Origin of the sequence: Microcoleus sp. D3_18_C2, from assembly GCF_036702395.1 — a bacterium.
In the GTDB taxonomy this organism is placed as follows: Bacteria; Cyanobacteriota; Cyanobacteriia; order Cyanobacteriales; family Microcoleaceae; genus Microcoleus.
On record NZ_JAUBTG010000024.1, the window covers coordinates 16691 to 36697 of the forward strand.

General features: G+C 44.9%; 18 protein-coding genes and 27 tRNA genes. 7 read left to right on the forward strand and 38 right to left on the reverse strand.

The window, feature by feature from the left end:
* Nucleotides 1-472: 472 nt before the first annotated feature.
* The 32 genes from QUA88_RS15985 to QUA88_RS16140 form a co-directional block, all read right to left on the reverse strand.
* Nucleotides 473-543, reverse strand: a tRNA-OTHER gene (locus tag QUA88_RS15985).
* Between the two features lie 209 nt (nt 544-752).
* Entirely contained in the window at nt 753-953 is a 201-nt protein-coding gene (locus tag QUA88_RS15990; RefSeq protein WP_333053565.1) for a hypothetical protein, read from the reverse strand.
* A 124-nt stretch (nt 954-1077) separates the two neighbouring features.
* Complete coding sequence (locus QUA88_RS15995) at nt 1078-1257, reverse strand: radical SAM protein (protein ID WP_333208932.1); 180 nt, start codon at nt 1255-1257, stop codon at nt 1078-1080.
* 325 nt (nt 1258-1582) lie between these two features.
* Nucleotides 1583-2545, reverse strand: a complete 963-nt coding sequence (locus QUA88_RS16000) for a GNAT family N-acetyltransferase (RefSeq protein ID WP_333272583.1) — start codon at nt 2543-2545, stop codon at nt 1583-1585.
* A 227-nt stretch (nt 2546-2772) separates the two neighbouring features.
* Nucleotides 2773-2846 (reverse strand) — tRNA-Lys (locus QUA88_RS16005).
* Nucleotides 2847-3306: 460 nt separating this feature from the next.
* Nucleotides 3307-3879, reverse strand: a complete 573-nt coding sequence (locus QUA88_RS16010; RefSeq protein WP_333053563.1) for a dihydrofolate reductase family protein — start codon at nt 3877-3879, stop codon at nt 3307-3309.
* Nucleotides 3842-4114 (reverse strand): hypothetical protein, encoded by a 273-nt coding sequence (locus QUA88_RS16015; protein WP_333053562.1) that lies wholly within the window; start codon nt 4112-4114, stop codon nt 3842-3844. Before QUA88_RS16015 ends, QUA88_RS16010 begins: the two co-directional genes overlap by 38 nt.
* Nucleotides 4115-4242: 128 nt before the next feature.
* Nucleotides 4243-4325: transfer RNA gene (locus QUA88_RS16020), tRNA-Ser, on the reverse strand.
* 4 nt (nt 4326-4329) lie between these two features.
* A tRNA-His gene (locus QUA88_RS16025) sits at nt 4330-4404 on the reverse strand.
* A gap of 6 nt (nt 4405-4410) precedes the next feature.
* Nucleotides 4411-4483, reverse strand: a tRNA-Ala gene (locus QUA88_RS16030).
* 208 nt (nt 4484-4691) lie between these two features.
* A tRNA-Ala gene (locus QUA88_RS16035) sits at nt 4692-4768 on the reverse strand.
* Between the two features lie 7 nt (nt 4769-4775).
* A tRNA-Arg gene (locus QUA88_RS16040) sits at nt 4776-4849 on the reverse strand.
* Between the two features lie 101 nt (nt 4850-4950).
* A tRNA-OTHER gene (locus tag QUA88_RS16045) sits at nt 4951-5048 on the reverse strand.
* A gap of 82 nt (nt 5049-5130) precedes the next feature.
* Nucleotides 5131-5202: transfer RNA gene (locus QUA88_RS16050), tRNA-Gly, on the reverse strand.
* A gap of 184 nt (nt 5203-5386) precedes the next feature.
* Nucleotides 5387-5457, reverse strand: a tRNA-Gly gene (locus tag QUA88_RS16055).
* A gap of 5 nt (nt 5458-5462) precedes the next feature.
* Nucleotides 5463-5539: transfer RNA gene (locus tag QUA88_RS16060), tRNA-Thr, on the reverse strand.
* A gap of 79 nt (nt 5540-5618) precedes the next feature.
* Nucleotides 5619-5695: transfer RNA gene (locus tag QUA88_RS16065), tRNA-Met, on the reverse strand.
* A gap of 13 nt (nt 5696-5708) precedes the next feature.
* Nucleotides 5709-5782, reverse strand: a tRNA-Leu gene (locus tag QUA88_RS16070).
* A 131-nt stretch (nt 5783-5913) separates the two neighbouring features.
* Nucleotides 5914-5986 (reverse strand) — tRNA-Pro (locus tag QUA88_RS16075).
* 4 nt (nt 5987-5990) lie between these two features.
* Nucleotides 5991-6071: transfer RNA gene (locus tag QUA88_RS16080), tRNA-Leu, on the reverse strand.
* 23 nt (nt 6072-6094) lie between these two features.
* Nucleotides 6095-6166 (reverse strand) — tRNA-Leu (locus QUA88_RS16085).
* Nucleotides 6167-6201: 35 nt separating this feature from the next.
* Nucleotides 6202-6275 (reverse strand) — tRNA-Gln (locus QUA88_RS16090).
* Between the two features lie 5 nt (nt 6276-6280).
* Nucleotides 6281-6359, reverse strand: a tRNA-Gln gene (locus tag QUA88_RS16095).
* A gap of 10 nt (nt 6360-6369) precedes the next feature.
* Nucleotides 6370-6444 (reverse strand) — tRNA-Asn (locus QUA88_RS16100).
* A 6-nt stretch (nt 6445-6450) separates the two neighbouring features.
* A tRNA-Phe gene (locus QUA88_RS16105) sits at nt 6451-6523 on the reverse strand.
* A 4-nt stretch (nt 6524-6527) separates the two neighbouring features.
* Nucleotides 6528-6614 (reverse strand) — tRNA-Ser (locus QUA88_RS16110).
* A 4-nt stretch (nt 6615-6618) separates the two neighbouring features.
* Nucleotides 6619-6692 (reverse strand) — tRNA-Tyr (locus QUA88_RS16115).
* A 34-nt stretch (nt 6693-6726) separates the two neighbouring features.
* A tRNA-Tyr gene (locus tag QUA88_RS16120) sits at nt 6727-6808 on the reverse strand.
* Between the two features lie 13 nt (nt 6809-6821).
* Nucleotides 6822-6896: transfer RNA gene (locus QUA88_RS16125), tRNA-Lys, on the reverse strand.
* A 5-nt stretch (nt 6897-6901) separates the two neighbouring features.
* Nucleotides 6902-6975, reverse strand: a tRNA-Glu gene (locus QUA88_RS16130).
* 79 nt (nt 6976-7054) lie between these two features.
* Nucleotides 7055-7128 (reverse strand) — tRNA-Cys (locus QUA88_RS16135).
* A gap of 207 nt (nt 7129-7335) precedes the next feature.
* Nucleotides 7336-7409, reverse strand: a tRNA-Asp gene (locus QUA88_RS16140).
* A gap of 496 nt (nt 7410-7905) precedes the next feature.
* Between QUA88_RS16140 and QUA88_RS16145 the strand changes: the two genes are divergently transcribed.
* Nucleotides 7906-8754, forward strand: a complete 849-nt coding sequence (locus QUA88_RS16145) for a biotin--[acetyl-CoA-carboxylase] ligase (protein ID WP_333053561.1) — start codon at nt 7906-7908, stop codon at nt 8752-8754.
* 240 nt (nt 8755-8994) lie between these two features.
* Here QUA88_RS16145 and QUA88_RS16150 read toward each other — a convergent pair whose 3' ends face one another.
* Complete coding sequence (locus QUA88_RS16150) at nt 8995-12606, reverse strand: OmpA family protein (RefSeq protein ID WP_333260588.1); 3612 nt, start codon at nt 12604-12606, stop codon at nt 8995-8997.
* 120 nt (nt 12607-12726) lie between these two features.
* Nucleotides 12727-13824 (reverse strand): 4-hydroxythreonine-4-phosphate dehydrogenase PdxA, encoded by a 1098-nt coding sequence (pdxA, locus tag QUA88_RS16155; RefSeq protein ID WP_333053558.1) that lies wholly within the window; start codon nt 13822-13824, stop codon nt 12727-12729.
* A gap of 354 nt (nt 13825-14178) precedes the next feature.
* Here pdxA and petM point away from each other — a divergent pair, with 354 nt between their 5' ends.
* The 5 genes from petM to QUA88_RS16180 all read left to right on the forward strand — a co-directional run bounded on the left by petM (nt 14179) and on the right by QUA88_RS16180 (nt 17338).
* Nucleotides 14179-14283, forward strand: coding sequence for a cytochrome b6-f complex subunit PetM (petM, locus tag QUA88_RS16160; RefSeq protein WP_172189541.1), 105 nt, complete (start codon nt 14179-14181; stop codon nt 14281-14283).
* Nucleotides 14284-14480: 197 nt separating this feature from the next.
* Entirely contained in the window at nt 14481-15458 is a 978-nt protein-coding gene (locus tag QUA88_RS16165) for an NmrA family NAD(P)-binding protein (protein ID WP_333053557.1), read from the forward strand.
* A 1-nt stretch (nt 15459) separates the two neighbouring features.
* Nucleotides 15460-16377, forward strand: a complete 918-nt coding sequence (locus QUA88_RS16170; protein ID WP_333053556.1) for an NAD(+) kinase — start codon at nt 15460-15462, stop codon at nt 16375-16377.
* 357 nt (nt 16378-16734) lie between these two features.
* Entirely contained in the window at nt 16735-16953 is a 219-nt protein-coding gene (locus QUA88_RS16175; RefSeq protein WP_333053554.1) for a hypothetical protein, read from the forward strand.
* Entirely contained in the window at nt 16946-17338 is a 393-nt protein-coding gene (locus QUA88_RS16180) for an aspartyl protease family protein (RefSeq protein WP_333152425.1), read from the forward strand. Before QUA88_RS16175 ends, QUA88_RS16180 begins: the two co-directional genes overlap by 8 nt.
* 232 nt (nt 17339-17570) lie before the next feature.
* Here the strand turns inward: QUA88_RS16180 and QUA88_RS29535 are convergent, their stop codons facing one another.
* The 3 genes from QUA88_RS29535 to QUA88_RS16190 all read right to left on the reverse strand — a co-directional run bounded on the left by QUA88_RS29535 (nt 17571) and on the right by QUA88_RS16190 (nt 19007).
* A complete protein-coding gene (locus QUA88_RS29535) occupies nt 17571-17720 on the reverse strand; it encodes a DUF2513 domain-containing protein (RefSeq protein ID WP_445251568.1) in 150 nt (49 codons plus the stop codon).
* A 173-nt stretch (nt 17721-17893) separates the two neighbouring features.
* A complete protein-coding gene (locus tag QUA88_RS16185; RefSeq protein ID WP_333232562.1) occupies nt 17894-18109 on the reverse strand; it encodes a KTSC domain-containing protein in 216 nt (71 codons plus the stop codon).
* 109 nt (nt 18110-18218) lie between these two features.
* The gene (locus tag QUA88_RS16190; protein WP_333232563.1) at nt 18219-19007 is read right to left on the reverse strand and encodes a trypsin-like peptidase domain-containing protein; all 789 of its coding nucleotides are present in this window, start codon (nt 19005-19007) and stop codon (nt 18219-18221) included.
* Between the two features lie 220 nt (nt 19008-19227).
* Between QUA88_RS16190 and QUA88_RS16195 the strand changes: the two genes are divergently transcribed.
* Nucleotides 19228-19473 (forward strand): phage integrase N-terminal SAM-like domain-containing protein, encoded by a 246-nt coding sequence (locus QUA88_RS16195; RefSeq protein WP_333232579.1) that lies wholly within the window; start codon nt 19228-19230, stop codon nt 19471-19473.
* On the opposite strand, the gene QUA88_RS16200 is transcribed toward QUA88_RS16195, so the two are convergent.
* Entirely contained in the window at nt 19374-19613 is a 240-nt protein-coding gene (locus QUA88_RS16200; RefSeq protein ID WP_333232565.1) for a DUF2281 domain-containing protein, read from the reverse strand. The two genes, QUA88_RS16195 and QUA88_RS16200, sit on opposite strands and share 100 nt — an antisense overlap.
* Nucleotides 19614-20007: the final 394 nt, after the last annotated feature.

Below are 20007 nucleotides of genomic sequence, written 5' to 3' on the forward strand. Positions count from 1 at the left end.
CTGGCTCAAAGCTTAAGTCCTCTTAAGAGGACTGAAATGCGTGTTTAAAAATGTATTTTCGGTGATTAAAAACCAAGAAAAACAAATATCTTTAGTCCTCATAGCGAGGACTTTAGCTATTAGACAGGGATTTCAATCCCTGGCGGACTATTTCGGAGTCGAGTGACTTCAAATCTGGTTCAACCCAATTAATCCGAGCTTCCCAGGACATCAGGCGATCGCGCGTCTAGTAGCGAAATGGTAAAGTGCGATCGGCATATTTTGCAATCAAACCGTTAGCCAGATGTACGATCGAGTAATTGTGACTTTCATCGGCGAGATATCGGCCAACATTTTCTCATGGCTAATACCAATTTATTTTTGAGGACGGAAGTCTTCAATACAAACAGGATTACTTAATTATTATCCTGAATTAACCACAAGAGCTGATAGCGCCTCAAAAGTCACTTCGCGCAAGTTAAGAAAGCCATTTGCACATACGCAGGAGTTGAACCCGCGACCTTTTCTTTAAAGAGAAATGCTCTACCAATGAGCTAGTATGTAAGCTTCCTTTGTTGGGGCGCGAAGTGGAAATTTTAAGCGCCGGATAGATATAAAAAATTCAGCTATAAAAGGCAGCGCACAAGTCAGAGAAGCTTTAGCCTCGCGGCAAGTAGGAATTGAACCTACAATTCGATTTTAAGTCGAACGTATCCAGTTTGTAAGCTTCTTTTGTTAGGGTGCGCTGCCTAATACGTGCTTTAAGTGAATTTCTAGCCGTAAACGGCTTCTGGGCGAACAATTAAATCGCCACTGGGACGGCGATCGAGCACGTAAGAATCGAAGCGAGATCCCTTGACATCAAAATGATTTGCCAGACGTTCCTTAATAGCTTTGTCGCTCATTCCTGCCGCGATACCCAGTTGGTTTTCCGCCAGATCGTAGGAACGTCCTTCAAAACGAATGTGAACCATTACCGATACCTCCTAGAGCAATTTTTGATTTTGGATTAGTAGCTTATCTGCTCTCGACTTTGGCTTTTTGTGAGACGCGGGCAAATTGCCAGTATCGGTAAAGATTCACGAAATCTGATAATCTTTACTGAAAGAAGCGCCGTTCTAAATGATAAGCTTGTTTAATTTTGCGGATTTCCTCAGCCTTTTTGGTTGATTGAAATCTGGCTGAAATTTTCTGTTCTGAATCCGCATTAAATTCGTTGAAATTAGACTGATTTCGTACAACATCTGACTCGGATCGAGTCAATTTGTAACCGAACATTTTCGTATAAAGTAACAACATGACCATCGAGTCTATATTGCAAGACTTTCAAATTGATGTTCGTTGAAAATTTGAGCAATATTTAGTTGTCAAGGTTCAGAATTTGCACGAAAAATACAGGTTTTTGCTTGTCCTGCGCTTTCCATATTTATATGCTACATAAATACTACACAAGTGTCAAGGGGGTAGCAAAAGTTTTTTAGATAAAACTTACACGAGTGGCGAGAAACCGGGTTTTTTTACCAAAATATTTCGTTGCCACCCGCAGATTCGGTAAAAAACCCGGTTTCTTGGGTCAAAGGGCGATCGCAATCTGTAACATCGATCAAACATCCTTAACATAGGAAATGCTGTTGCGAATATTGTGGAAGCCAGCAGACTCGTAAAGTCGCATCGCACCTGATGAATTTGCAGCATCGACGCCGATAATAGCAGTAGCGACACCGGCAGCTTTCAGTCGATGCAAACCAGCCAGCAACATTGCTCGTCCCAATCCAATTTTGCGGAAGCCACGCCTAGTGCCGAGACAAGCAATCCAGCCTTCATTGCGCCCGGTACGATCGCACTCTTGCACACTAATCTCGCAGTAACAAAAACTGACAAATGTGCCGTCATCAGCAACAGCAATCAAGTCTAAATCATTTCTGTAATCGGGTTTAGCTAACTCGTGCTTAAATTTATCCACCGTTAAATCGTGATGATTCCAGTGATCGATAAATGACTGGTTGAACATTTCTACCCAAGCTGCCGCATCCTGTTCGCCGGGGAACTGAATGAGGGCAAAACCTTCGGGGAATTGCGGTTCTGGGATCGGTTCAGAGAGCGATCGCGCCATTCGGCAAAAATAGCGATCGGCCTTAAAACCGCAACTTGTCAGCACAGAAATGCGATCGCAATCCTCAGCGCGAGCATAGGTTCGCAGCTTCACGCGCCCGCCCCGCATTGCAGACACTTCGCGCATCCGCACTTCACCCCAGGCGATCTCGGCTGCTTCCACATCGCCTCCGCGCGCGTCGGGGTGAACGCGAAACCACAACCAACCGTCAATTACTTCCCCCGGTTCAGAAACGGACAACTGAGCAAAACCGATTAATTTTCCTTCCGCATCTTCCCAAAGGCGGATATCGCGGGCTACATCTAGGGACGGTTGGTTAAATTCTTGTTGTAATTCCGAGATGGAAGTGCCTTCATCGAGCCGATCGACTTCTTCGCAAGAATTGATTAAATGGGCGATCGCATCTAAATCGCGATCGCCCCCATAGCAGCGCGCCGAGAGATTTGCCATCATAGCTAATCACCATTCCCTGTTGTTATTCAGTTTCAAAATAGCTTGGGCGATCGCACTTTTATCGATCGGATGAGTCGATCGACATTAAAAATCCGACAACGCAAACACTCACAGTAATCCAACCGCTACCGCCATTGGCTGCTATCGTGAGCGCAAAATGAGTGGAAAACGACAAACTAGAGACAGTTTAAAGCCTCTAAGCCTTGTGAGTCGTATGTTATTTGGGATGGGAGTAGAAGGACTTGAACCTTCGACCTTGAGATTAAGAGTCACCTGCTCTAACCAACTGAGCTATACTCCCGCATCTAAGCTAGTATAACACAACCGTTTTGAAAAATCAACTATTTCTGTAAAAATTTGTGGCGATCGGTCTGACCTGACATCTTGCAGCAATATCAATAAGAGGATTTTTCGTGGGGTCGGGCGGGTTTATAGAACCTATTTGCAAGCTTTAAGGCTGTTGGCGAACCCGCCCCTACCGCTAATTGAGAATGGTGCAAGATATCAGTCTGACTCAACATTGAAACCGAGAAAATACCGCATACAATTTTTGTGTAATTCCTAGAAAATCATTTTGTAGTAAGGACTTCAGTCCTTTTTTGCCCGCAGTAATTGCAACAAATAAAGTCCTTAAGCTGTGGAGCATTTAAACCAGTAACGAGGCTAGTAGGGTGCGTCAGCTAGAACTTTTACGCTGAAACGGAAAACCTTAGATGCTGACGCACCTTACGCAAGTCCTTTAAATGCCGAACAGCTTATCGCTAATGCTTCACTCGATAATGAAGCAACATGAAACCGTTGCTGTAGATTTTGCGATCGGCAACTTCCAAATTGGTCGGCTCGATTGCACCGGAAAAAAGAGGAATTCCCGCTCCAATTACTACCGGATTTAACTTCACAATCATCTCGTCAATCTCAGAAAAAAGAGTTGCCGCTAAAGCCCCACCACCGCAGAGCCAGATGTCTTTACCCGTTTCCCTTTTCAATTCCTTAACCAATTCAACAGGATTGTCCGAAACAAGTTCAATATTCTCATCGGGACTGGCTTCCATAGTGCGCGAAAAGACATACTGCTTCAAGCTGGGATAAGGATTAGTTACACCAACATTTAGCCCTACCTCATAGGTTTTCCGTCCCATCAAAACCGCATCAAACTGCTTGTTTTCTGCACGAATGCCTCGTGCTTCCTGAAAGTGAGCCGGAAAAGTTTCAGGAAAGGAATCTAACAAATCAGCAAAATGCTCTCCGTCCATAGGGAAACAATCAAATGACCCATCTTCGCGAGCAATAAACCCATCAACTGTGCAAGCAACGTAATAGTTTAGTTTTCTCATCTTTCACGTTCATTTGGTACAACAATTTTACATCGTAAAAACCAGGACTTTTTTCATCAAAATCATCCGCAACGAAAGTAAAAATTCCTTTTTCACAGCCAAATTTACGGGACTTGAAGACCGCAGTCTTTTCATGCGACGTTTCTTTCAGTTTTTGGATTTCGTTTAAAAATTGAATATCCTTCAATAACAAAGACCACTGAATTAATTCTAATTTTATAACTTGAACTTTCATGGCTTTTATGTTGAATCAGTAGTAAATTTAGACTTATTATAAACCAATCCATCCACCGAGGAGGTACTGCCCCTCCTATCCCCGCGTTATCAGCACGGTGTCTCGCTTTTCGACTTCCGGTGGTTAAAAGGAAGATGAAGGAATCGAACCCTTACAGTTACCTGTACCCCAGTTTTCAAGACTGGTTGCCAACCATTTAGCGGCATCTTCCAAGGGGTGTCTGACGGGGATTGAACCCGCTAATAACTAGCTTCACGGGCTAGCGTCTCGACCGCTTCGACTTCAGACACCGTAAGTGGAGTCAAGGAGAATCGAACTCCTGACCTCTTGCGTGCAAAGCAAGCGCTCTACCAATTGAGCTATGACCCCTTATACTATTTTAGATTTTAGATTTTAGATTTTAGATTGGGGATGAGTTAGTGGATATGGGTTTGGAGATTCTCGACAGTTTAATTAGTTTTTTAAAGTGGTATTAAGTCGCCCATAACAAAATATTAGACGAATATTCAAGCTTCCAGATTGATTTGTGAAATCAATCTCAAATCCAAAATCCAAAATCTAAAATCTAAAATCGGTGTGGTGGATTGCGATCGGATTTGAACCGATATCTTTCTAACAGCCAGTTAGATGCTTTACCAATTAAGCTACGAACCCCAGACAGCAGGAGCGGTAGGACTTGAACCCACAACATTCGAGGTAGAAGCTCGACACTCTATCCAGTTGAGTTACACTCCCGTATTTTTTGTTAATTTGTGCGATTCCCTACGGGAATCGATCGTAATATAAAAAATTATCCATTCAAGGGAATCAACCTCCTTAAATTAAAGCAAAAACAACGAGAGTGGCAGGACTCGAACCCACAACATCCGCGTCCGTTAGCGAAGCGTGCGCGGTAGCGCATAGCGCGGCGCTCTATCCATTGAGCTACACTCCCATAAATTAGTAGTCCTGACAGGAGATTACCCCGCGTCTGCTTGTAAGGCAAACGCTCTACCATCGAAGCTCAGGACTACAAAAGCGGATGATGGGACTCGAACCCATGCGCTGAGAATGGCATACTCAGATGCTAGCCGCTACATGACATCCGCAAACCGATTTTAGATGTGAGATTTTGGATTTAACTGAGATGTTGCACCCTTGTCAATAAGCCTTTTATGAACAGGCTTTTCGGCCTGTTCCACAAAGAGTAGATTTTCTTGTGGAACAGGCCGAAAAGCCTGTTAAGCGAGAATGGTGCAAGATGTGAGATTTAACAAACCTCTCGTTTAACCAAGCGGATAACGAGGCTCGAACTCGTGCCTAGAGTTTGGAAGACTCGAATGCTACCGTTACACCATATCCGCAATTGTGGGGCTGGTGATAGGAATTGAACCTACAACCGACTGATTACAAATCAGTTGCTCTGCCTAATTGAGCTACACCAGCACAGCAGATGGCGAGATTTGAACTCGCAAAAAGGCTGTATGAAACCCTCATGTTGTTAATTACATCACACCTGCATTTTTGGTGGCGGGGGCAAGAATTGAACTTGCGGATTTGCAGCTTATGAGACTGCCAAGCCTACCCAGGCTACTTCACCCGCGATGTCACCAAATACCCCTGACTGGCATCGAACCAGCACTAACTAGATCCTAAATCTAGCGCCTCTACCGATTGGGCTACAGGGGCAAAATTGATTTTCGATTTGAGATTTTCGATTTGAGATTGAATAAAACCTCATACCCCTGACAGGCCTCGAACCTGCAAAAAACACTCGTTTTGAGCGAGTGATGTTTTCCAATTACATCACAGGGGTAAAGTCGGGATGGTTGGATTTGAACCAACGACTCCATGCTCCCAAAGCATGGCTTCTGGCCGCTGAATTACATCCCGTTCATGCTCCGGGTGAGACTCGAACTCACACTCAAAATAAAACAGATTTTAAGTCTGCCGCGTCTGCCAATTCCGCCACAGGAGCAAGTAGAAACTTAGTTGAAAATTTGGTACTCAGGAGTGAGATTTGAACTCACACAACACAATTTTTGAAATTGTGGCCTCTGCCAATTGGGCTACAGGAGTGTAATTGATCTGCTTTGGTAATAGCAGAACTGGGAAGGCAGGGGTCGAACCTGCATTTTGCCGCTTTCAAAGAGCGGTGCCATACCGATTAGGCGACTTCCCAATAATTGGGTACCGGGGTAGGCTTTGAACCTACAGAAACTCCTATTTCAGAGATAGGCGACTTTACCAATTTGTCTACCCGGCAATTAAAAAAATGGCTGCCCCAGTAGGACTCGAACCTACAACCTAGCGGTTAACAACCGCTTGCTCTACCATTGAGCTATAAGGCAACGCAATCCCCCAAGTCAGTATCGAACTGACGACCTCCTGCTCTTCAGACAAGCGCTCTACCAACTGAGCTATCGGGGGAAAACGGAGAAGGAGGGATTTGAACCCTCGACGGCTGTTAAACCGCTCTTTCTTAGCAGGAAAGCGCCTTAAGCCACTCGGCCACCTCTCCACACCGAGAACGGAGGGATTTGAACCCTCAATCTTCAGTTTTATTAACTGAGATGTTATCCGGCTACACCACGTTCTCAAGATTGCAACTGCGGATTAAATGCAGTTACAAATGGGCCGGGCTGGAATTGAACCAGCAACGCTTTAAGCTACTGTTTTACAGACAGCTACCCACGCCAATAGGAGGGCCGACCCAAGATAGAAATTTTGGTAGGTCGTCGAGGAATTGAACCTCGATCCATCCGCTTAAAAGGCGGCTGCAAAACCATTCTGCCAACGACCCACGAGAAGTGCTGACGGGAGTTGAACCCGCAATCACTTGGGTGAAAACCAAGCGGCTTAAACCATTTGCCTACAGCACTATCGATTTTAGATTTTAGATTTTAGATTTTGGATTGCTCTTTGAGATTTGAGATTGCTCCTGCGAATAAATAGGAACAGAGGTTAGGGCGGGATTTGAACCCGCGAAAATCGGTTTTGCAGACCGACGCTTTGAGCCACTCAGCCACCTAACCTGGGAGTCCCGACGAGGTTTGCACTCGCAATCTTCACGCCAGAGGGGGAGACGGCTTGACTTTTGCCTACGGGACTTTGACCCCGCCGAAAAACGGATACTTGCTTTCCGACAGGAGGTGTAGATTTTAGACCAAAGTTCCAATTCCCAGATTCTTCTCCTGTGGAGTAAATCTAAAATCTAAAATCTAAAATCTAAAATCGACTGACGGGAGTAACGAGACTTGAACTCGCAACCTTTCGCTCGACAGGCGACTGCTCTGACCGGTTGAGCTATACCCCCGCGAAAATGAACAATATTGTGTCCTTGAATTACTCAAGTTGGGACGGGGTGGCGGTTGATTCCGCGTACTACAACCCGATCGGGCTATTGTTGCCGGAGTCTACACCGCCAATGTCCACAATTATGTGACACGATTAACTTCCTATTCTGTTTTCAAGGTTCATATTGCTCGTGGGGTAAGGCTTTGAAGCTCTTTCCCCTTCGCCATACATTTATACTACGTTGCGTATTACAAGACTGTCAAGGGGGTAATACAACTTTTTTTGAAATTGGGTTTTTTAAAGGGGTGTCGATCGCTCCAACCAACCCTATGAATCCCCCAAAATCCTTATAAATCAAGAGATTTGGTGGCTAAACAGATGTTGTGGCGTAAGGTAAATCTGATGCGGAAACTGTACTACACTCCAATTTCTCTGAATTCTCGCCGTCGCGCGAGGTGGCACTTCTGGAAAATGCGATAATCAGCTTTTAGATATCAAATACTACAAATCAAACGTTGTCTGAATTGCCCTTAACTCCCGTGCCCGCAAGCCCAGAACCCGATCGCCCAAACCTCCCTCACTGGCTACACTCGTTGGATACCTGTCCAAGTACCAACAGTTGGGCGATCGCCCGCGCGGCCGGGCTCCACCACGGAGATGCAGTATTTACTAGGCGACAAACCAGCGGGCGCGGCCAACACGGGCGCACCTGGCACGCCCCAAGCGGTGTCTTGACTGTTAGTTTTGTACTCGACAACCTCAACCCCACTCTGTTGCCGGGACTCAGTTTAGCAGCGGGTTTAGCGGTGATTTACGCGATCGAAGATTTGGTTCCCGACTGTCGAGATATGCTGCGCCTGAAATGGCCAAACGATGTCTGGATCGATCGCCACAAATTAGCCGGAATTCTCTGCGAAGCCTCTTCGGGCAATGCTTTGGGTAAAACTCGCGCCGTTGTGGGAATTGGACTCAACCGCTGCGTAGATTTCGCGGCTGCGGGATTGGATGAAAGGGATCTCGGTAATGCGGTAAGCTTGCATTCTATTGCTAGTACAGTACCGGATGAACTGTGTTTGCTCGATCGACTGCGGCACTATTTACTCGAACTAGCCGATATGTTTTCTACCACAGACAAGCCAGCCTCCAAGTCCGGTTTAGCGCTACTTTTGCCGGAATTGCGCCGCCGCGATGCGTTGATTGGCTGCCCGGTGGCGATCGAACTTGCTTCGGAAACCATCTGCGGAGAAGCAGCGGGCATTGACGGATGCGGCCGCTTGTTAGTGTGTTTGGCGGGCGATCGAATACAAGCCTTTACCTCCGGGCGAGTTCGATTAATTCAAGAGGAAGAAGTCATTAGTCAGTAGTCAGTAGTCAGTAGTCAGTAGTCATTAGTCATATCCTGTCGATTACCCGCAATCAGGTAGGGGCGGGTTCACCAACAATACCTGCCAATAATTGACCATCTCAAAAACCCGCCCCGACCGGGATATTATGGTTAATCGATCGGACATGATATTAGTCAGTAGTCATTAGTCATTAGGGAAAATGCCCAATTAACAATTCCCAATTACCAATTACCAATTCCCAATTCCCCATTCCCAATTTTAATTGATCACCTCAAATACTACCAATCTGCTCAGCCACAGCGGTTGATTGGCCTCCACACCTTCGGGACGACCCTTAGTAGAAGCAACTTGTATTCTGTTGCCATTTATCCCTTGTCTAACCAAAATATTTTTCACATTTGTCGCCCTTTCCAGTGCCAACTTTTGATTTTCTACCGGAGTGCTTTTAAAATCGCTGTAGCCAACTATCCTTAAATTCTTCGTGCGATTTTTATCCATATATTCCTTGACTTTGCTAAGCTTTTGTGCTACGTCTTTCGCCTGCAAACTTGCCGAACCTGCACCGAAATACACGCGAACTGGCATTATTATCTTTGGTGGCGGTGGAGTTCCTATTATCACTGTATTTGTTACAGACTTCACCCCCGGAATTTTCTCAAAAGCTTGAGTTATTTTCTGAGCATCTGGCACTTTGCTTACCCTGCCTGCAATGGCGACTTTTCCCTCTGCATAGCGAGCGGAGATATTAATGCTTTCTACTTTATTCAAAAGAGCTGCTGTCCGCTTGACATCGGCTTCGACTAAAACCGGATCTGGAGGTACTTCAACGGCTATAATTTTATTTTCAATTCTTGATTGGGGAGCCGCTTGCTGAGCGATTTTTTCCGCTTTCGATCGCAGATTTTGATTCGGCACTCGTCCCGAAATCTCCAATACTCTATCTTTAACATCAGCCACGAGGCGATAAACGGATAAATCGGGAGCAGATTGTAATGCTAAATTTGTATCTGCTTCTAAGCTCGCTGCAACTGAGCTGCGGTATTGATGAATTCCCCAAGGTAGGCCAATTAAACCTAACGCTGCCAAACCGATCGTGGGTAAAATTGGACGTTTACGAGATTTAACTTTTACCTCTGTATCGATTAATTTTTGCAATTTCGAGTTTATTTCGGGTGGCACAGTGGCTGGATCGCCGTTAAATGACTGAATTTGAACTCCGTATTCTTGAACAATATTGTTGAATATCGATCGCATTTTATACTTAAACCACTGGCGGGTTTCTCCTTGCATCACTACTGCCAGATAACACGAACCCGCAACTTCCAATACTATGGTAGATGTGCCGTATTCTATAGCATCAATCTCTGCAATATTTCCTGACTGAGATATACAATCGTTGACAAAAGCCCGAATAGCAGTCAGCATCCCCGCTACCATATCTGATTCTAGCTGTTCGCGTTCAGACTTCTGCACTGCTGAAATTACTAAGCCCGATCCTGCTTGAATTAAAAAGACAGCTTTCACACTCAGTGGTGTTGTTTCTTTCATCAGCAATTCTGCTTCAGAAATGCCCTGCAATTTGGCTTTGATTTTGCGACTAATTCCCTCTGGACTTAAAGCTGATTCTAGTTTTTCATTAATCTCCCCCATCATCTCGGCGATGTATTTTAAAATCGTGCTGCCGATGATGGGATAAAGTGCATCCGACATTGCTTCTCGCTTGAGATGAATTTGCTGTTTGATAGCAGCGGCCATTTCCGGCGCGATCGCCATTGCAATTTCATCCGGCGATTCACTCATTCTGTGGCTGATTCCCACAGTCAGAGCCGGCGATATGGCTACTCCCATCGATTGTCTGTTTTCTCTGGTTTTCGTATTAATTATTTCATCAATTATCGGACTTATGGTTTCGACAAATGATTGTCTCGACTCATTAATGGTTTGGAGCATCATTTCGGGAAACATGATTTTAATTCGGGCGAGTAATTCTTCCCGATCGCCTCCCCATTCCGCATCAGTAATTTTGCGATCGAGTTCCCCTACTTTATCGTTGAGTCTGTAATTATAACTTACAACTTCATCTAACAATGGTAAAATAGATTCGATGACCGACTTTTGTAGTTGGGCGTGATGGCTAACCATCAGCTCGTCAATCAAAGGTTTCAGTAAATCTGTAAACAAGTCTGTGGATTCATAAATTCGGTGTTCGATCGCCACAATCTGTTGTTCGATCTTCCCCAGTCTTTGATCGATCCTTTTATTCTGAATGATGGCATCTACAGCCGGGGCGATCGCAGATTCTATCTCTAGCTTTGCTTCCCCGATGTTTCGGGACAGCATTTCTACAATCACTGGCATTATTCTTGCCATCAACCCTTCTATCTCGGCTAAAACTTGCTGCTGAACTTCAACAATCTTAGTTTCATTATTTAAAATTTGTGCTGCAATACCGCTGTTTTGAATAGCCGTGTTGACACCAGGTGCGATCGCCTCTCTCACCTCTAACTTTGTCTCCTCAATTTTCCGGTTCAGCGACTCAATCATTAACGGCATTAGCCTTGCCATTATATCTTCCGGCTGAGTTTTTTGCTGTCGTTGAAGATTATTTAGTCTACTTTCTACGTCGCTCAATTTGCCTTGAACTTCTCTTTGAAGAATTGCTGATTCTATCAAAGGTTGGATCGTCGCTGCTACTTGTAATTTTGATTCATCGATTTTCTGATTCAGCAAATCAGTTATTGCCGGCATTAGCATCGCCATTATCTCTTCAGGCTTCTGAGTTGGCGACTGTTGCGTAGCCAGTCGGCGTTCGATGATGCTCAATACTTTTTCTTCTATTTCTACCCAAGCTATTCTTACCTGTACTGAGGGGGCAACAGCTTCTACAACCTCTAATTTTAATTCACTAATTTTGCGGTTCAGTAAATCGCTAACTACTGGTACTAGCTGCTTGATTAAATCTTCCGGTTGCTGCTGGTAACGCTGCTGAATATTTGCAACTCTATCTTCAATTCTTACTACCTGTTCTTCAAGTCCGTTTTGATTGTGAATTACTTGATTGACTCTCGGTGCGATCGCCGAAGCTACCTCTAACTTAGACTCCTCTACCTTACGGTTTAGCAGATCTCCCACTACTGGCATCAGCCGTTGGATTAAGTGTTCTGTATTCGGCAGGGGTTGCTGGTTAAAGTTAGCAATTTGATTTTCCCAATCTGCTAATTTAGCCTCCAACTCGATGCGATTAATTTTATTATTGTTTGCGAGGTCGATCGCCTTTTTTAATTCCGACTTCAACTCCTCTAATTCTTCTCTCACCAACTCAGGAATTAACGGTTTCAGTAAAACCATCAACTCTTCTGGTTGAGACATCAGCTTCTCAAAATTTTCTAACCTTTGTTCCACGCTCAAAACATTACTGTAAAATTCCGGCAAATCCCTTTCAAACAGTAGTTGTTGCAACTGCTTAAACTGCTCAACTGCTTGTTCTAATTCTTCCTCCGACTGCCGATTATTTTTAGCTACCTTCCCGGCTATAGATAAATCTGGTTCCTCATTATTGTTTTCTCGTCTTTGAGAAGGTATCTCTTCATCGTTAGTTAATACTTCCGGTACAATACTCGGTGATTCGATCAGGAAAGACAATTGTTTGCGCCGATTCTCCTCATCCTCTAATCGCTGAACAGACTTTTCCGAAAGCGGTAATTTCAACTCGCTTGGCTCTTTTTTTGATTTCTTTAATAACTGAAATTCAGTCAATATGGTTAGCAATTCCTGAAGTTGCTCTCCAGCTTTAGAACTTGCCAGAGTTGCATCAGAAACCTCTTTTTCTGACTGATATATTTTGCCGGAATTATCATTAAATGCTGCCATACTGCGCTACCAAAAGGTGATTTTAACCGACCGAATAAAAATGCCAGCTTGCTTGCCGCCTCACCCCAGCGAAAATCAATAGGAATGACACAATTTTTCCGAGTGTCTGGCGTACTAAAGCTATCGCCCTATTTTAACTGCTGTTCTGCGACTAGCCAACTGGGCCGCCAACTGCAATGCTGCCTTCATGCTGGAGGCATCTGCAATCCCTTGACCTACAATATCAAAAGCTGTGCCGTGATCGGGAGATGTGCGGACAAAAGGCAAGCCAATTGTAGTGTTGACTGCTTTATCAAAAGCCATCAATTTTACTGGAATCAACCCCTGGTCGTGGTACATTGCCAAGTAACCGTCGTGAGCTTCCTTGGCTAAACCGTACCAAACTTTAGCCGGTTTTACCCACAGGGTATCGGGGGGGACTGGCCCGTCTAACTGCACTTGAGGAAAGCGATCGCGCTGCGTTTCCAACCAAGGTATCATCCAGTCTTGCTCTTCATTTCCCAGTTTGCCATTTTCGCCGCTGTGAGGATTTAAGCCAGAAATCGCAATTTTCGGTCTTTCCAGCCCAAAATCTTCCCGCAAACAGTCTATCAGTAATTCTAGTTTTTCACTCAGTAATTCTGGACTCAAAGCATCGGGGACTTGACGGAGGGAAATATGTGTGGTAGCGAGTAAAGTTACCAGCGTCCAGCCACTGTGGGGAGATGTGGCGGCAAACAGCATTCCGAACCGCTGCGATTTTGCCCTTTCTGCGAGGAGTTCTGTTTGTCCGGGATAATTGTAACCGGCAGCCTGCCAGCAAGTTTTGGAAATCGGGCCGGTCACGATCGCGGAGAATTCGCCGGCGATGGTACGGGCGATCGCACTTTCCATGTAAGCAAAGCTAGCCGCCCCGCTAGCTGCATTCCCGACACCGGGGACTATTTCGCCCCACTTGTTGTCTGGTTCAATATCAATAATATTTAATGTTTCGGGATTTGCCGCTTCTGCTGCGGGATTGGTCGATCGCAACTTATCGTAAGTTTGCTGCAAAACTCTCCTAGAACCTATAACCGTCACCTTCAAAGCAGCAGCGGGATCTGCCAATGCCTTGAGAATCACTTCCGGGCCAATTCCCGCCGGATCTCCCAGAGTTACAGCTAGTTTGGATTCCCGATCGAGACTCAAGGCAGTTTTCTCCAACAAAATACAGGAATTTCGGCACTGAAATTTTAGCATTCATGTACCGGGTTGACCCAAATTATATTATCTTTATCAGAAGATTGGGTTTAAAACCCCGTCTTTTTAGGACGGCTTTTTCCATTTTCAAGTAAAATAACACATTTATCTAAACAAATGAATATGGTACAATAAGCAGATCAGACAAGATTTAAAAACCTACCCCCGGACTGGGGGAAAGTCTACGCCCAAAACATTCACAGAGGAGATATGACTACACACCTATGTGCTTTTCGTGGTCAGCCTGGGAACCCTATTACTAGGGATATTAAGATCGAAATGTCTTAAGAATCCTCGTGCCTTCAGGGCGAGGAGTGTCAATTAATGCGATCGCCCAATTGAACAGATAAAATCATGAATCCTGAAATTTTCAATGCAGCCTTTTTGTCCTTTTCCCTAATTTTCGTGGGTATAGGTGGAGGCTTCCTCCTGCTCAAATTGCAAGGCGGCGAAGAATAAGTTTTTTTCAACCAATCCTTCAAAAGCCTTCTACCTTCTGCCTTCTAGAGTCTACTTGCTGCCGAAAGCAAGCCTTCTGGCGAATATCTCAAGCCTAAAATGAGAAAATTTCAGGTTTTTGTTAAGTTTTTATAAAAAACTTAACAAAAACCTGATACCATCTTATTGAAAGTTTAAGATTCATAATTAATCCCTAGATGACTTTATTGATTTTAGGTGCCACCGGCACTCTCGGCCGCCAAATAGCCCGCCGCGCCCTAGACGAGGGCTACCAGGTGCGCTGTTTAGTCAGAAGTTACAGAAAAGCTGCCTTTTTGAAAGAATGGGGCGCTGAACTCGTACCGGGGAACCTTTGCCAGCCAGACAGTCTGCCTCCGGCCCTAGAAGGCGTCACTGCTATCATCGATGCAGCAACAGCCAGTGCAGCCGATTCTGTCAGCATCAAAAGAGTAGACTGGGACGGAAAAGTATCGCTGATCCAAGCAGCAGCAGCAGCAGGCATCAAGCGTTACATATTCTTTTCCTTTCTCGACGCTGAGAAATATCCCCAAGTCCCCTTGTTGGAAATCAAGCGCTGTACCGAATTGTTCTTAGCAGAATCCGGTTTAGACTACACAATCTTGAGACCTTGCGGCTTTTTGCAAGGACTGCTGAGCCTGTATGCAATGCCGATTTTGGACAATCAGGCAGTCTGGCTGCCCAACAAGCCATCCGCCCTTGCCTACATGAACACTCAGGACGTTGCTAAATTTGCCGTCCGGGCCCTTTCCGTTCCCGAAACCGAGAAAAAAAGCTTTCCGGTGGTGGGAAATCGCGCTTGGGATGCTGACGAAATCGTGCGGTTGTGCGAACGGCTGTCAGGGAAGGAAGCCAAAATTACGCGCACCCCAGATGTCTTGTTGCAGGCTACTCGTAAATTAGCTACCTTCTTTCAGTGGAGTTGGAACGTAGCTGACAGATTGGCTTTTTCAGAAGTTTTGGCAGCCGGAAAACCCTTGAAAGCTCCGATGGATGATGTTTACAGTGTCTTCGGAATCGACCCTAAAGAAACTACTACTTTGGAGTCTTATCTCGAAGAATACTTTAATCTGATCATGAAGAAGCTCAAGGAAATAGAGTACGAGCAGCTTAAGACTAAAAAACGGAGTAAACAAAAAATGCCCTTTACATTTTAAAGTGCCGAAAGCTGGGATTATATACAACGACGTTAAACCTGTGGCTTGTCGCATCGCCGCAGAGTTAGAAGACAAGCTGACTGCCCGCGGCTGGGAGGTTTGCTCGGTTTCTGGTTCGGGAGGAATTCTGGGCTATTCTAGCCCCGATCGCCCCCTGTGCCACACTCAGATCGAACAACTCGTCCCCCCCGGTTTTGACAGCGACATGGAGTTTGCAGTGGTTTTGGGCGGCGACGGTACGGTGCTGTCGGCATTTCGCCAAGTCGCTCCCATCGGAGTGCCGCTGCTGACTGTCAATACCGGTCACATGGGCTTTTTGACAGAAACTTACCTGAACTTGCTGCCGCAAGCTTTGGAAAAGGTAATCGCTGGAGAATACGAAATAGAAGAAAGATCGATGCTGGCGGTGCGGTTGTTTCGAGAAAACGACTGCCTCTGGGAAGCCCTTTGTCTCAATGAAATGGTGCTGCACCGGGAACCGCTGACTTGTATGTGTCATTTTGAAGTGGCGATCGGGCAACACGCCTCTATTGACATTGCCGCAGATGGAGTCATCATCGCGACTCCCACAGGATCGACGGCTTACGCGCTGTCTGCCGGCGGGCCTGTGATCATTCCCGGAGTGCCGGTGTTGCAGTTGCTGCCTATTTGCCCGCATTCAATGGCTTCGCGGGCTTTGGTGTTTTCCAACACCGAGCCGATCAAGATTTTGCCGGCGAGTCCGACCCGCCTGGTAATGGTGGTAGATGGTAACGGCGGATGTTATGTTCTGCCCGAAGATTGGGTGCAAGTCGAGCGAGCTCCGTACCCAGCCCGCTTTATTCGGGTGCAATCTTTTGAGTTTTTCCACATTTTGCGGGAAAAATTGGGCTGGGGCTTGCCTCACATTGCTAAACCGAGTTCGGTTGAGTTGCCTTGATATTTGTTGGTAATAAGCGGAGGGCTAAAGTCCCGTCAATCGATTTTAGATTTTCGATTTTAGATTTTCGATTGACTTGCGCGAGATAAATGCGGGGGCTTGAGGATTTTCGATTTTCGATTTTGGATTGATTCCACGGATAAATCACGTGGCGGGTACCATCAAGAAATTCGTGGTCACTTCGGCTACGCTCAGTACGTCGCCTTTTAGGGCGGCTTTTTCTTTGTTTTTGGGCAGGATAAAGTTTGATCGGAATCTCCTACGGAATCCTTAATTCTCGATCGAGATTCCGAATCATCTCCAAACTCAGGCAGCGTTTATGATAGATGTATTCTCGTACTTCTGGGAGTTTAAACCATGTCTCTCGCTGAGTTAATACCTTTGGTGAACAATCTGAGCCAGTCAGACAAATTATCACTCTTCAAACTCCTAGCAGTGCAAATCCCAGACGCTGAACTACAAGTCATCTTTTCTGCATCAGAGTATCCGGTTCGATCGCTCTACGATGCAACGGAAGCGGCAAACATTATGATGCAGATGATTCGAGACGATCGAGAGGCATCTACTCATGCCTAGTTCGATCGAGTTTCCCTTTTCTGACGATGAAGCATTACCCACGATTCCCATCACTCTGATTCATGCAGGCTTTTCTGTCTCGGCGAATGCACTGCTAGATACTGGGTCTGCGGTCAATCTATTACCTTATGACATTGGTCTGCAATTGGGTGCAATTTGGGAGGAACAAACTGTCCGCTTGCCATTGGCTGGAAATCTGGCAACGGTTGAGGCGCGGGGTGTATTTGTAGATGTTCAAATTGGGAATCTGGAACCCGTTCGCCTAGCATTTGCTTGGGCACAAGCCTCTCAGGTTCCATTAATTCTCGGGCAAACCAACTTCTTTCGAGAATTTGATGTTTGTTTTGTGCGATCGCGATGCACGATCGAAATTATTCGCTTCTAATAAGCATCGATGCAGAACTCGGAGTTTTATTTAGCTTAACTCTCGATCGAGATTCCGAATCATCTCCAAAGTTAGGCAGAGTTTGCGAGATAACGGACGGCGGCTCACCGCACGGCGACTCACTTTGCGTCTAACTATAGAGTAACGATCCGTTCCGAGTGCAGCCGCTTGTTAGACATGGTGATGACTGATGAAGACTTTTTCTGTCTTCCAGTCTAATTTGTACCAACCATCATAATCCAAACGATTGTTTCATGAGAGCCGAAAGAATCTGTATAAGAACTCCTATTGTGACTGCACCACCTTTTTCATTCACAGTTGTCATAGCTTTCTTCCATTGATTTTCGTCTCGCGCTGTATCTAGAAAGTCGTGTCCAGCCATTGTCAGTCGATACCTTTAATTATAACATAGATTTTTTTTGCAAGAGGTCTAATATCTTTCTGTCGATCTCTAGAATAATAGACTGGATTGCAAAAAACCTTGACTCGTTTAGGACTCATGCCATTTTAAAGTTTATTCAATGATGCACATAAAATTTGAAGCCTTGAGAACACTCAGCCAACTTTTCTATAAGAATAACCGACTTTCTTAATGTGTTGATCGAAATACGACCCGTGTGAGCTAGCTGCCATTAAACCAGAATAAACCGACGAAGGAACCCCTGAATATTGATAGATACCACCATGAAGAAATGCAACTTCTAATACTTGTGTACTTAAGTCGTATCCAACTGATGCAAGATTCGATGACGATACTGGAGTTCTATTCATTGTGTTTCCTCATTTGCGTATCTGTCTAACGTCATGCGTGTCACCGGACGGCGATCATGTTTGCATCATAACCGAAAGCGTTCGCCTCCGTTCCGAGTGTACGCGCTTGTTAGATATTGGGTTGTACTGCACCTCTTATAATTTCCTCGATGCAATCTGCTTTCCATACTCTTCCAAGTTGTGCTTCAATCTGATTTTTTGGTGCAATACGCCCTGAATATATACCAATAAATGCAGCGTGAAAACGGCTGTGCCTATCTTTGTCGAAAATACTAACTGCTCTACGCTGATACTTTATGACAGGCGATCCCGACATTCCTGGGCGAGTTGCAGTATCAACATACAGCAATGGCAGGTTCTCTTGGTCGATTGCAGGCTCACTTGCGAGACTTGCAGATTTCCATATAGGGAAACGATATGTATCTGATATACCAAATGGAAATCCTAGAACGAATAGTTGTTCGCCAATCTCTAATCGCCAGTCATCGAAAGGGTCAACCTCGTTTACTGCGGCTAAGATATCAAAGGTGTTTGCATCACGATTATTGGGTATTGGCAACACTCCTACGTCTATCGAACTTCCTAATCTTGGGTGCTGATACCAAAGACAAGCGCCATCACTATCCGATAATTCATATGTGGATATTGCTGAAACCCCTAAGTTATCGACATCGTGCCCATGAACTCTGATTCTATTTGGTATGGCAAGCTGTGAATGCAATGGCTTATGAGATTCGGGGTGACGCCCAGAGAAATTGTGCCAGTTAGAGACGAGATATGTATTTCCTTGAAGAATGAAATAGAAAGCTGTTCCACAGGCAATATTTTCTTCATTAAACATCATTTCGATGAAAAAAGAAGCTGCACTAAATGGGTTTACCTCTATTACATTATCCAATTAATTGCATTCCTCCATTGGTAATCTAACTTATAATTATATCGCAGTTGCGATACAATACTGTATGTCGCCGAATAATACCGCAGATTGAGGATGTATGTCAACTCCTTCTTACTCCCCATCAGAATCTCCTTTCCTACAGCAAGTTCGTCGCACACTTCGGCTCAAACATATGAGCCGTCGTACCGAAAAAAGCTATCTTTATTAGATTTTAGATTACATTTACTTTCATAATAAGCGACATCCTCAAGATATGGGAGTTGAGGAAATTCGGGCTTATCTTTCCTATCTTGCTACTGACCGAAAAATCGCTGCTTCCACTCAAAATATTGTGTTTTTCGATGAGAATATGGGTGTCACACAAAATCATTGGTTTTCTTTACCCCATGCGTCCTTGCGAATGTCGTCTAGAGTGATATTTTTTCCTTCCCAGATTCCGGCTAGCTCAAAAAAGGATTGTTCTTGATTGGAGTCATCGTTTTTTTGTTCTATCGTTTTAGTTTGGCTGGCTTTAAATTCTATAAATTCGATAAATTCAATAACTTTATTGCGTTGTTCGGGGGAAAAGAGTTGGATTTTTTGAATTGCCATTTCTAGGGTTAACATGGGTTTTTCCTTGGTTGTTTTTGGTACTATTTTAACTATTTACACAAACATTTTTTTATTTACTAGCTTGTTGCATGGGTGCGCGATCGAAGCGTATCTATTGATTCTACCAATTTTGTGTAGGTCAAACTCGCGATCGAGCTTCCGAAGCATCTCCAAAGTCAGGCAGCGTTTGGGAGATAACGATAAAGTTGTGTGGCGGCAGACAGGTTAGAGCACCCACCGATAACCTCTGTTCCGTCCGCACCAACGCAGTGTTAGGCGGGCTTCAACAAATTAACTAAAAACCCAATAGAGCCTTTTGAACTTCCTCCGGTGAGACTAGAACTAGATTTTCAGTCGTGACAGGTTTGTACTGGTAACTCAACTGAATCTCTCCGCCAACAGCGCTTAC